Here is a 12,640-nt window from a genome sequence, read left to right on the forward strand (position 1 = left end):
CCTCACCCTCGGCGCCAACAAGGGCTGATCCGCGCCGTCGAGGGCTGACGGCCCTCTCAAATCATCTGTTCCTGCTACCTCGTGGAGCACCACCAGTGAGTACTGAACGCCGCCTTCGCCTGCCCGGCATCGCCTACGGCGGCGACTACAACCCCGAGCAGTGGCCCGAGGAGGTCTGGGCCGAGGACATGCGCCTCATGCGCGAGGCCGGGGTGACCATGGTCAACGTCGGCATCTTCTCCTGGGCCCTGCTGGAACCCGCGGAGGGCGTCTACGACTTCTCCCGCATGGACAAGATCCTCGATCTGCTGCACGAGAACGGCATCGCCGCCGACCTCGCCACCCCCACCGCCTCCCCGCCCGCATGGTTCTTCCAGGCGTACCCGGAAGCACTGCCGGTCGACAAGGACGGCCGCACGCTGTCGTACGGCAGCCGCCAGACCTTCTGCCCGTCCAGCCCCGCCTACCGCAGAGCCGCCCTGCGCATCGCCGAGGCCCTCGCCGAGCGCTACGCCGCCCACCCGGCCGTCGCCCTGTGGCACATCCACAACGAATACGGCTGCCACAACGACGCCTGCTACTGCGACACCAGCGCCGCCGCGTTCCGCACCTGGTTGCGGGCCCGCTACGGCGACGACCTCAACGCCCTCAACCATGCCTGGGGCACCACCTTCTGGAGCCAGTGGTACTACGACTGGGACCAGATCCTGCCGCCCCGCGCCACCGGCGCCGTCCCCAACCCCACCCACCAGCTGGACTGGCGCCGCTTCTGCTCGGACGAGCTGCTCTCGCTGTGCACCGCCGAGCGGAACGTGCTGCGCCGGGCCGCTCCGGACCTCCCCGCCACCACCAACTTCATGGTCCTGCGCACCATCGACGCGATGGACTACTGGCGCTGGGCACCCGAGTTGGACATCCTCTCCAACGACCACTACCTGATGTCCGACGACCCGGAGGCCGAGATCGACATCGCCCTCAACGGCGACCTGATGCGATCCCTCGCCGGCGGCCCGTGGTTCCTCATGGAGCACTCGACCGGCGCCGTCAACTGGCAGCCCGTCAACCGGGCCAAGCGGCCAGGAGAAATGCGGCGCAACGCCCTGGCACACGTGGCCCACGGCGCCGACGGCATTTCGTTCTTCCAGTGGCGTGCGGCCAAGGCCGGCGCCGAACAGTGGCACTCGGCGATGCTCCCGCACTCCGGTACCGACAGCCAGATCTGGCGGGACGTCGTCCAACTGGGCACGGAGTTGAAGGCCCTGGCCGAGGTGCGGGGTTCCGTCAGCGCGGCGCAGGTGGCGATCGTGTGGGACTGGGACGCACGCTGGGCGCTGGAACTGCCCTCCCAGCCCAGCGGCGAACTGCGCTACCAGGACCTGGTGCGTGACTGGTACACGCCCCTGTGGCGGGCCGGAGTCGCCGTCGACTTCGTACGCCCAGACGACCCCGGACTCGACCACTACAAGCTCGTCCTCGCCCCGTCTCTGTACCTGGTGACAGAGGCGGCCGCGGCCGGCCTCGCCCGCTTCGCCGAAAGCGGGGGCACCCTGGCCGTGGGCTTCCACAGCGGCATGGTCGACGAGAACGCTCATGTATACCTGGGCGGCTACCCCGGTGCGTTCCGCGACGTGCTCGGCGTGGTCACCGACGAGCTCTTCCCCCTCCTGCCGGGAGAGGCGACCGGCCTGACCGGCGATGTGCCTCCGGCCGCCACCGCCGACCTGTGGTCGGAACGGGTCCGGCTCACCGGCGCAGCCACCGTCGCCTCCTACGCCGACGGCCCACTGACCGGCCACCCCGCCGTGACACGGCACCAGTACGGCAACGGCACCGCCTGGTATCTGGCCACCCGCCCCGACCAGGACACGCTCGCCGCCCTGCTCCACCGCATTCGCCAGGAGGCGGGCGTCACACCGGAGCACGAGGCGCTCGCCGGCGTCGAGGTCGTGCGGCGGCGGGGCACGGAGGCCGACTACCTGTTCCTCATCGACCACACCGGAAAGGGGGCCGAAGCGCGCGCCGAAGGCATCGAACTCCTCACCGGCACACCGATCACCGGTACCGTCACCGTCCCACCGGGAGGCGTCGCCGTCGTCCGCGAACCGCGCTGACCGCAGCACTCATCGCCAGACGGCCGACGGGGACGAAGACACCCCGCGGGATGCGTGCGGAACGGGACCGGACGTTCAGTGAGGTGCGTTCGAGATGGCCATCCGAGGCCTCGATGCCGACCGAGACCGGTGTCGGGGCCTGTGCCTGTGTGGTCCTCCTCTGCAGTCGCGGTGGCCTCTCCCAGCAATCGGATTGCCCTATCCATTTTTCGTGCTAGACTGACCGGGCCAAACCGGAAAACCCTATCCGGATCACTGGCCAGACACCCCCCCATGTGGGGGCATCCCCACGGTCCACTCCGCCCGAGATGGCGTCGCCTGGATCATCGGATCGGGCCGGACCCTACGGCCCGATCCACCTCCCTCTCCATTCCATATCTCTGCGAAAGGATCGCCGTGCCCAGCATGTCGTTCACCGACGCGGCACGCACGTGCCTCACCTCCAAGTACGCCACGTTCTCCGGTCGCGCGCCGCGCTCGGAGTACTGGTGGTTCTCCGTGGTGTACACGGGCGCCGCCGCCGCGATTGTCGGGATCAGCTTCGCCTTCGAACTTCCGCTTCTCACCATCCTCCTACTGCCGTTCCTCGTGCCCATGCTGTCGGTCTCCGTTCGTCGGTTGCACGACACCGGCAAGTCGGGCTGGAGAATGCTCATCGCCCTGATCCCCCTCATCGGCCCGATCATCTACCTCGTGGGCATGACGGTGGACAGCACACCGGACGTCAACCACTACGGCCCCTCCCCCAAGGCCGTCGGCCACCCCGTCGGCTGACCCGTCAGACACTGCGCCGGACGGCCGTGACCCCGTCGGAGCAGTACGAAGTGGCGGGCCTCGACCGTGTCCGCGAGGGCCCGGTGTCCCGAGTTCGACGGCCGCGCGTCATCGTCGGCGGAGGGCGTCGGTGCGAAGCAGGTCGAGAAGCACCTCCAGGCCGGGCCGGCGCTCGGGGCTGCGGCGAGGACGGCTTCACCCGCTTCGCATGACGGTCTCGACCACGTGCCCGCAGCGCCACCAGTCACCGGCTCCGGCCTGCGGACCCGCATCGCCCCGGACGCCTCGGATCGCCTCCGGCCGCAGGCTCGACACTCACCAGCCACCGCCTCCTCCAGGCGGCGCGGAGCCGGACGTCCACGCGACGGAACCATATCGACTGCTCCCGCGTACCCGACTGCGGGAACACCCGGCGCAGCCGTCGCGGACGCAGGGCGCGTCGATCGACGTCGGGAGCCGGAAGAGGGTTCTCATCCATTGCGAGCTCAAGGAAAATGACCCATGCTTCTGACGGTACGTCAGAAACGACGTGGCCCCTGACGTTCCGACATCCCGACGTCCTGACGCAAGTGAAGAGAGGTCCGCATGGCTGCAACTCAGCGCAGGAGCCGGAGCATCATGATGACGCCGGACGAGCTGGACGAGTTCCTCACCACCGAGCGCACCTGCCGGACCGCCACCGTGTCAAGCGCAGGCACCCCGCACGTCAGTGCCCTGTGGTTCGCATGGGACGGGACCTCGTTGTGGTTGTACTCCATCGTGCGCAGCAAGCGGTGGGCCGACCTCCGTCACGACCCGCGCGTCGCGATACTCATCGACTCGGGCGAGGGGTACGGAGAGCTGCGCGGGGCCGAACTGTCGGGAACCGTGGAGTTCGTGGGCGAGATTCCCCGCACTGGAGAACCGTGCACCGAGCTCAACGCGCTGGAAGCGTTGTTCGCCCGTAAGAACTTCGACCTGGAGGCAATGCCGCACGACGGCCGCCACGCATGGATCCGCCTGACCCCGTCGAAGATCGCCTCCTGGGACTTCCGCAAGCTGTGACAGCAGGGGAGCCCCCAGCGACGCCCCGCAGCCGACTGTCGCGCGTTTCGTCAGACCCTCGACCACCAGGCCGACACAGAGAGTAATCGGACGCACTCCCCGAGTGTCGTGTCCATTACTATTACCACTCGGTCAACAGCTGAAGACATGTCAGCTGTCCGCTCGGAGGCGATACGTGCCACATCAGCCTCCACACGGCCCAAGCAGCTGAAGTCCCCGAGTTCGACGCTCAAGAGGCAAGGAACCGGGACCCTGGTGCGGTTCCCTGCATGTGCCGGACGAGCCGGGCCAGTTCGTGTCGCCACGCCATGTCGTGGTTGAACGAGCCACCAAGACCGGGGAGTTCGCGCATGCCCTCATCGGGGAGATGCGTCAGGGTTCCGCCCGCCTTAACGACGTCCAGGGAGAGGCGGGCGATGGTGTCGACCGGGATGGCACGCAGTACGGCCTCGGGGACGCCGGCGCCGGTGGTGGTCAGTCCGTGACCGCGCAGCACGACGGCCTCACCGTCCCCGAGCGCGGCGGCCATCTCGACGCGAGCCGACGGTCGCGGATCAGGACCCCTCGCGGGTGGACCGGTACGGCACGAGCGGCAGCCGTGTGCCGGGGATGTCGAAGGCGTCGATGAGGGGGGCGGAACCGCAGTCCCGCGAGATCGGCCGCCACGACCGCCAGGGGATGCGCGTGGACGACGCAGGTCACATCCCGGCGGCTGCGCAGGACCTCCGTGTGCAGGGGGAGTTCGTTCGGTGCGGCCCATCCGTCGAGTTCCCGAGAGCGGCCGCGGCTCCTCGAGGTCGACCAGGCGTATGTCGTCCGGCTCGGTGTACAGCAGGCCGCGTTCGCGCGGCCCCCGGCAGCGGACGAGGAGCGTGCGGTCGTCGACGCGGAGGCTGATGCGCCCGAGGATGCCGTCCCCAGCGGTCCGAGGGCGGCGGCGCCGACGGAGAGCGGGAACTCCGCGTCGTCCGCCGGCCGCTCGCTCGGTCAGTCGGGTGGTGATGGCCACGCCGGTCGTCGGTGGCGACGCCCACGACGACCGCGCATCCGGTAGGCCGCGGCTGACGGCGGCGGAGCCTTCCGTCAGGTCCAGGACAGTTCAGGGGCGAGGCGGATCGATCAGGTTTCGCCACGCCTCTTCCCCTATGGAGGAAACGAGATGGTCCTGGGTCGCCTCGGCCAGTCGGCGCGCCCGGGGGAGGTTGACGCCGATCAGCTCGCCTCGGTGCTTGAGCACTCTGCCGTTCACGACGACGGTGTCGATGTCCCCGCGTCCCGCATGGAACACCAGGTGTCCGATGGGGTTGTTCACTGGAGTCATCGACGGCGTGTCCTGCCGGAGCAGCACGAGGTCGGCGAGCTTGCCCGGTGTGATGGAGCCGATCCGGTCGGCCATGCCCAGGGCCTCGGCGCCGCCGAGGGTGGCATAGCGCAGAACGTCGGCGGCGCGCAGGTCGAGGCTGGCCACCATTTCCCCGCGCTCATGTGCGCGCAGGTGGACCAGCCCGCGCTCGGCGCTGAGGATGGCCCGCATGTTGGAGAACATGTCGCCGCTCCACCCCAGCAGGCTGTCGACGGACAGGGAGATGGGGATGCCGAAGCGACGTACCACCCCCGTGGGCGGGTAGCCCTGTCCCATGTTCAGGTCGCTCTCCGCCGACAGCGATACGAAGGCACCGCTGTCGGCGATCAGCCGGTAGGAGTCGTCCGACATGGCAGTGGCGTGGGCGAGCGTCGTGCTCGGGCTCAGGAACTTGTTCTCCACCAGGCGCCTGACGTCCGAGTCCGAGGCCGCGCCGAAGAAGCCGACGTGCGAGTTCACCGGGACATCGTGTTCCACCGCGTAGCGCCACGCGGCATCCCCGACGGAGTCCGACGGCGCGTGCAGTGCCAGCTGCATGGTCACCAGCTGGTCATCGCTGCTGAACCGCGCCTCCCTGATCCGGTCGACCTCACCGCTGGTGACCCAGGAGAGGTCGAGGGGGAACCGGCCGTACGCCCAGCGTGCCCGGCCGGGTACGGCCATCAGGGCATCGACGGCGGCATCGGCGTGGGCGGGCGTGACGGACCCGTGGGACCAGTCCAGGACGGTGGTGACGCCGTCGGCCACCGCATCGACCATGCCGAGGTAGTTGCCGGCGTAAATGTCCTCGGGGCGGAAAAGCGGGGGCAACATCCCCATCGCGGTCAGGTAGTTGGTCAGCGTCCAGTCGGCGCCCGCACCACGCAGCGCGCTCTGCCACATGTGGCGATGGGTGTCGACGAAGCCCGGGATCAGTAGGGCGCCCCTGGCCTCGATGATGGTCGCACCGTGCGCCGCGGACAGCTTTCTGCCCACCGCCTTGATCTTGTCGCGCACGACGAGGACATCGGTATCCGGCAAGATCCCGCGTGCTCGGTCCATCGTGATGACGGTGGCCCCGCGGATGAGCAGCGGCCGGCCGGCGGGGAAGCGATCGGGCTCGGTCACGCTCGTCGTGGCGGCCTGCGCGGGGGAAGAAAGTCCGGCCGTCATCGCGACACCCGCGGCAGCGACCGTTCCTGCCAGCAGGCCGCGGCGCTTCAACGGAAGGCGCCCACCCTGTGTGTCCACCCTGGTATCTGAGTTCATGTGTTCCCTTGCTCCCGGGCAGGAGGGGTACGTCACCCCAACGGGGCGCCCTCCTTGTTCACCATCCAAGACAACTGGAGAAAGCTCTCCACTTCCACCCCTCTCACATGAGACGCATATCACTCACCAGATGACTTCCGGCTACACCCGACCTCCAGATCTTGGCGATGGACGTCGGTTCAGCCCCACTGACCACACACTCCCATTGCACACGATGGGCCTGCCGGGAGGCCGCACAGCCGAGGAGATCGATCATGTCCCGCCGGGCGGCGTAGCCGCGACGACGGGTGCGCGAGCGGGAGTGCCGCGACACGGAGTCGATGGCCGGGATCATCGTCACGCAGTCGGTCAAGGCCGAAGTCCCGTTACCGTTCGCCCCACTCGGCCACGACAGGGCGGGAAGAGGGTGGGCGGCAAACGGCTGGTGCGACCTATCGCCTCGGTCCATTCAGGGGCCGTCCCGCACGGGAGAGCGATGGCACCGCGGGCGCGGATTCGGCCGCTGCACGTTCAACCACGGGGCACGCCGAGCTGTTCTGCGAACCTGTCCGCCTTCCGGTTCGTCGAGAACCACGGCGACGCGGCACGCCACCTGTGCGCACTTCCGACTCATCCGGGCGGCCCACACCGTCGGCATGCAGGCCGCCCGAAGCGGACGAAGTCCGCGCCACTAGATCAAGAACGCGGAGGCAGGAAGGTTATTCCGTGCTTGTCGGTGATCTCCTGTACCGCGTCGGGGGAAAAGTCGTTCAAGCTGCCTCCCCCATACCTGCGGCCACATCTTCGATGAAGTGCTCGAATCCACCAGGGGACGAGACCTGAAGCAGGCGGGGCGGGACATCCGAGGTCGGATGAATGGCGTGTGGAACACCGCGGGGCAGCAACAAGAAGTCGCCCGGCTTGACCGCGTAGACGCGGCCGTCGAACGTCGCCTCCATCTCACCCTCGAGCATGTAGACGACCTCGTCGTCATTGTGGTGGATGTGGAGGGGCACGTCATGGCCGACGACCACCTCCAGCAGGGAGAAGACACCGCCGGTGTCCTCGCTTCCCGCCTTCACCGCGAACACGGGCTGCACAGGTACGCGGGTGGGCCTGCTCTCGCCCTGCGGGAGGTGGATGAATCGATCTGTACTCACAGCGCGTTCCTCACAGAGGTGTCATGGCGTCACTCGGTCCTTGGAACAGCCCGAACGGCGCGTTCGCCGAAACGAGAAGACGGACGGACGCCGTTGCCCGGCCCCGAGAAGCCAGGTCCGCGCCAGACCGGGAGCGGAGTGGCCGACCATCGCAATCTGCAGGGCTCGGCCATCCGGATCGCGACGACCGAGCAGGACAACGGGTGCAGCGACGCGGCGGCGGCAGGCAGGCCCCCAAGGACGAGACCGCGTCCATCACGGATGCGAACCATGGGCCGCCCCGGCGAATCACGCCGCGGACACGGGCGTGGCACACCCATCTGAGACCTGATCCACCACTCTTCCCTCACTGCAATCCCATCCGCCGGACATGTCGCGTGAGGGCCGGTCAAGGCAGGGCACAGCAGGCGTCACGTCGGTCGTGGCGGAATCCTCCCGAACCCGACCCTCTTGGACAATGACCAAGTGGTTCGCTCAAGCGTCGTTGGACACCGCCCAAGACGTCAAGCTCGGCAGCGAAATCCGGCCAGGACTCCGCCCTGTCGGTCAAACGCCGCGGGCGTTGGCCGGCACGAACACTCACGGGCCGGAACTCACGCACCCTCTGTGCTTCTCGCCACAGCCTTCCAGACCCGAGGCGATTTACTAGGACGTCCTAGTATTTTGGGGTCAGTCCCCCTGACCTGTCTGGGAAGGCCCACATGAGCGATCAGCACCGTCCCGTGCACCCCGTCCGTCTGGTTACCGCTTCGGCCCTGTTCGACGGGCATGACGCCTCGATCAACATCATGCGGCGGATCTTCCAGTCCCAGGGCGCCGAGGTGATCCACCTTGGCCACAACCGGTCCGTGCAGGAGGTCGTGGACGCGGCGCTCGAGGAGGACGCGCACGGCGTAGCGGTCTCGTCCTACCAGGGTGGGCATGTCGAGTACTTCGAGTACCTGGTCGAGTCGTTGCGGGCGCAGGGCGCCGACCACGTCCGCGTGGTGGGCGGCGGGGGCGGCGTCATCGTGCCCGAGGAGATAGACCGGCTGCGCGACAGCGGGGTGACCATCTTCTCGCCGGAGGACGGCCAGCGGTTGGGCCTGGCCGGGATGGTCAACTCGGTGGTGCTGAAGTGCGACTTCGACCTGTGGGACGGCGGGCCGGCCGACGCCGCCGCTGTACTTGCCGGCGACCGGTTCGCGATCGCCCGTGCCATCACGGGTGCGGAGTTCGGCAAGCTGCCCCCGGATCTCCTGGGACAGCTGCGTGCCGCGGCGGCGGCACGGGTCACGCCAGTGCTCGGCATCACCGGCACCGGCGGCTCGGGAAAGTCCTCGCTGACCGACGAACTGGTGCGCCGCTTCCGTGTCGATCAGCAGGACAAGTTGCGGATCGCGGTGATCGCAGTCGACCCGACCCGCCGCCGGGGCGGGGGCGCGCTGCTGGGCGACCGGATCCGCATGAACTCCCTCGACGGCAACAGGGTCTTCTTCCGGAGCCTGGCCACCCGTGGCAGTCGCGAGCTGCCTGAGCACCTGGCGGATGTGATCGATGTGGTGAAGGCATCCGGCTTTGACCTGGTGATCGTGGAGACACCCGGTATCGGCCAGGGCGACGCGGCGATCGTGCCGTTCGTCGACACCTCGCTGTACGTGATGACGCCGGAGTTCGGCGCCGCCTCGCAGCTGGAGAAGATCGACATGCTCGACTTCGCGGATGTCGTGGCGATCAACAAGTTCGAGCGGCGGGGTGCGAAGGACGCCCTGCGCGACGTGGGCCGCCAACTGGTCCGCAACCGAGAGGCGTTCGGCCTGCGTCCCGAGGACATGCCGGTGTACGGGACCTCCGCGGCCACCTTCAACGACGACGGCGTCACCGGGCTCTACCAGCATCTCAGGACCGCTCTGGCCGAGAAGGGTCTGCCACTGTCCGAGGGCACGCTGACGCCGGTCGACGTGCGCCACTCATCCGGCATCCGGCAGGTGGTTCCCACGGACCGGGTGCGCTATCTCGCCGAGATCACCGAGACGATCCGCGGGTATCACTCGCAGACCGCGCAGCTCGCGGAGTCGGCCCGGCGGGTGCAGCGTCTGGAGACCGTCAGGAGCGAACTCGCCGACGCCGGCTCCGACGTCGCGAACGTGCAGTCGCTACTCGATGACGCCCGGAGGAACCTCCCACGCGCCATCACCGAGCAGATCAGCAACTGGCCCGCTGTCGTGGCGTCGTACTCCGGCGACGAGCAGGTCGTGACGGTCCGGGACAAGGAGATCCGCACCAAGCTGACCCGCGAGTCCCTCTCCGGCAACAGGATTCCCCGCGTCGCGCTGCCCCGCTTCACCGACCACGGGGAGCTCGTGAGCTTCTGGCGCCGGGAGAACCTGCCCGGCGCCTTCCCCTTCACCGCCGGGGTGTTCCCGTTCAAGCGCGACGGCGAGGACCCGGCACGGATGTTCGCCGGCGAGGGCGACCCGTTCCGCACCAACCGGCGCTTCAAGATGCTCTCCGAAGGTCAGCCGGCCACCCGGCTGTCCACCGCCTTCGACTCCGTCACCCTCTACGGCCGCGACCCAGACGAACGCCCCGACATCTATGGCAAGGTCGGCACCTCCGGAGTCTCCGTGGCCACTTTGGAGGACATGAAGGCGCTCTACGACGGTTTCGACCTGGTCGCCCCGACCACCTCCGTCTCCATGACCATCAACGGGCCCGCGCCGACCATCCTGGCCTTCTTCCTCAACACCGCCATCGACCAGCAGATCGACCGCTTCCGGGCCGCCGAGGGCCGCGACCCCTCACCCGACGAGGCAGCCGAACTGCGGGCGCACGCGCTGGCGAACGTGCGCGGCACCGTCCAGGCCGACATCCTCAAGGAGGACCAGGGGCAGAACACCTGCCTGTTCTCCACCGAGTTCTCCCTGCGGATGATGGCCGACATCCAGGAGTGGTTCATCGAGCAGCAGGTCCGCAACTTCTACTCGGTGTCCATCTCGGGCTACCACATCGCCGAGGCCGGCGCGAACCCCATCAGCCAGCTCGCCTTCACCCTGGCCAACGGTTTCACCTACGTCGAGGCCTACCTCGCGCGGGGCATGCACATCGACGACTTCGCGCCCAACCTGTCGTTCTTCTTCTCCAACGGCATGGACCCGGAGTACTCGGTGCTGGGCCGGGTCGCCCGCCGGATCTGGGCGGTGGCGATGAAGGAGAAGTACGGGGCCAACGAGCGGTCGCAGAAGCTGAAGTACCACGTCCAGACCTCCGGCCGCTCCCTGCACGCCCAGGAGATGGACTTCAACGACATCCGCACCACCCTGCAGGGGCTCATCGCGATCTACGACAACTGCAACAGCCTGCACACCAACGCCTACGACGAAGCGGTCACCACTCCCACGGAGGACTCCGTCCGCCGGGCCCTGGCCATCCAGCTGATCATCAACCGGGAATGGGGCCTGGCCATGAACGAGAACCCCCTCCAGGGGTCGTTCGTCATCGACGAACTCACCGACCTCGTCGAGGAGGCCGTCCTGCAGGAGTTCGAGCGGATCAGCGAGCGCGGCGGCGTCCTCGGCGCCATGGAGACCGGCTACCAACGCGGCCGCATCCAGGACGAGTCCATGCTCTACGAACAGCGCAAGCACGACGGCACCCTGCCCATCATCGGCGTCAACACCTTCCGCAACCCCCACGCCGACACCACCGGACCCGGCACCATCGAGCTGGCTCGAGCCACAGAAGAGGAGAAGCAGTCCCAGCTCGACCGCGTCCGGAACTACCAGGCCAGCCACCATGAGCCCGCCCACGCCGCCCTCGCCGCCCTCAGGGACGCGGCCATGAGCGGCAGCAACGTCTTCGCCGTCCTCATGGACGCCGCCCAGGTCTGCTCACTGCAGCAGATCACCGACGCCTTCTTCGAGGTCGGCGGCCAGTACCGCCGTAACGTCTGACCCAGGATTGGACACCAGATGGACCCCGTCACCCGCCTCGGAGTCGTCGGCTGCGGCCTCATGGGCTCCGGCATCGCCGAAATCGCCGCCCGCGGCGGTATCGACGTCCGCGTCGCAGAGGCCAATCCCGACGCGCTGGAGAGCGGCCGCCGCCGACTCACCGCATCCCTCGATCGAGGAGTACGACGCGGCAAGCTCAGTGAGCAGCAGCGCGACCAGGCCCTCGCCCGACTGTCGTTCACCCACGACCTGGGCGATCTGGCCGACCGTCAGTTCGTAGTCGAGGCCGTCGCCGAGAATCGCGACATCAAAACCGCCGTGCTCGGAACGCTTGCCAAGGTCATGGAAGACCCAATGGCGATCCTGGCCACCAACACCTCCTCCATCCCCATCGTCGATCTCGCCGTAGCCACTGAGCGGCCGACGCATGTCATCGGCATGCACTTCTTCAACCCCGTGCCCGTGCAGCAACTGGTCGAGGTCATCCCGGCCCTGACGACCAGCACGGACACGGTGCAGCGCACTCGCGACTTCGCCGCGCAGCTGGGCAAGCAGGCCGTCCAAGCCCCCGACCGCTCCGGCTTCGTCGTCAACGCGCTCCTCGTGCCCTATCTGCTCAGCGCGGTTCGTATGGTGGAGTCCGGCGCAGCACGCCCGGACGACATCGACCAGGGCATGGAGCTCGGCTGCGCCCATCCCATGGGCCCGCTGCGCCTGCTCGACCTCATCGGCCTGGACACCGCGCAGGCGGTGGCCGAGTCCATGTACGAGGAGTTCAAGGAACCGCTGTACGCACCGCCCGCCCTGCTGCGCCGCATGGTCGCCGCCGGTCACCTCGGGCGTAAGACCGGTCGTGGTTTCTACCCCTACAGCGACTGACTGGTCGAGTTCCTCCCCCACACGGCCTCACCGGCCCAGACTCCGCCCCGTCCACCCTTGACGTCGCGGTCAAGCCCTCGTGTGCTTGACCGCGACGAGACCTCTTCCGCGCGCCCGTCGCCTCCGGCCGGCAGGAGTCGGCCATCCGTG

Annotated in this window: 9 protein-coding genes; 5 read left to right on the forward strand and 4 right to left on the reverse strand. The window is 68.3% G+C overall.

The genetic code is table 11. From position 1 onward, the window contains the following. The first annotated feature begins 95 nt into the window (after nucleotides 1-95). The 3 genes from AC3ETA_RS38050 (at nucleotide 96) to AC3ETA_RS38060 (ending at nucleotide 3,929) form a co-directional block, all read left to right on the forward strand. Nucleotides 96-2,111, forward strand: coding sequence for a beta-galactosidase (locus AC3ETA_RS38050; protein WP_432197467.1), 2,016 nt, complete (start codon nucleotides 96-98; stop codon nucleotides 2,109-2,111). Nucleotides 2,112-2,516: 405 nt separating this feature from the next. Continuing rightward, nucleotides 2,517-2,885 carry a DUF805 domain-containing protein gene (locus AC3ETA_RS38055; protein ID WP_432197529.1) on the forward strand — a complete coding sequence of 123 codons (369 nt, stop codon included), beginning with the start codon at nucleotides 2,517-2,519 and terminating at the stop codon, nucleotides 2,883-2,885. Between the two features lie 585 nt (nucleotides 2,886-3,470). Beyond that, nucleotides 3,471-3,929, forward strand: a complete 459-nt coding sequence (locus tag AC3ETA_RS38060) for a pyridoxamine 5'-phosphate oxidase family protein (protein WP_432197468.1) — start codon at nucleotides 3,471-3,473, stop codon at nucleotides 3,927-3,929. Between the two features lie 229 nt (nucleotides 3,930-4,158). Here AC3ETA_RS38060 and AC3ETA_RS38065 read toward each other — a convergent pair whose 3' ends face one another. The 4 genes from AC3ETA_RS38065 to AC3ETA_RS38080 form a co-directional block, all read right to left on the reverse strand. Next, on the reverse strand, nucleotides 4,159-4,458 hold the full coding sequence (locus AC3ETA_RS38065; RefSeq protein WP_432197469.1) for a class II aldolase/adducin family protein: 300 nt from the start codon (nucleotides 4,456-4,458) through the stop codon (nucleotides 4,159-4,161). Then, nucleotides 4,404-4,850: a class II aldolase/adducin family protein gene (locus tag AC3ETA_RS38070; protein ID WP_432197530.1), complete on the reverse strand. Its 447-nt coding sequence runs from the start codon at nucleotides 4,848-4,850 to the stop codon at nucleotides 4,404-4,406. The genes AC3ETA_RS38065 and AC3ETA_RS38070 overlap by 55 nt, the downstream gene beginning before the upstream one ends. Before the next feature lie 178 nt (nucleotides 4,851-5,028). Then, nucleotides 5,029-6,495 carry an amidohydrolase family protein gene (locus tag AC3ETA_RS38075; protein WP_432197470.1) on the reverse strand — a complete coding sequence of 489 codons (1,467 nt, stop codon included), beginning with the start codon at nucleotides 6,493-6,495 and terminating at the stop codon, nucleotides 5,029-5,031. Nucleotides 6,496-7,289: 794 nt separating this feature from the next. Beyond that, nucleotides 7,290-7,679 carry a cupin domain-containing protein gene (locus AC3ETA_RS38080; RefSeq protein WP_432197471.1) on the reverse strand — a complete coding sequence of 130 codons (390 nt, stop codon included), beginning with the start codon at nucleotides 7,677-7,679 and terminating at the stop codon, nucleotides 7,290-7,292. A 701-nt stretch (nucleotides 7,680-8,380) separates the two neighbouring features. Between AC3ETA_RS38080 and icmF the strand changes: the two genes are divergently transcribed. Next, a complete protein-coding gene (gene icmF / locus AC3ETA_RS38085; RefSeq protein ID WP_432197472.1) occupies nucleotides 8,381-11,611 on the forward strand; it encodes a fused isobutyryl-CoA mutase/GTPase IcmF in 3,231 nt (1,076 codons plus the stop codon). An 18-nt stretch (nucleotides 11,612-11,629) separates the two neighbouring features. Next, complete coding sequence (locus AC3ETA_RS38090; RefSeq protein ID WP_432197473.1) at nucleotides 11,630-12,490, forward strand: 3-hydroxybutyryl-CoA dehydrogenase; 861 nt, start codon at nucleotides 11,630-11,632, stop codon at nucleotides 12,488-12,490. Nucleotides 12,491-12,640: the final 150 nt, after the last annotated feature.

The organism is Streptomyces sp. bgisy027, assembly GCF_057710365.1.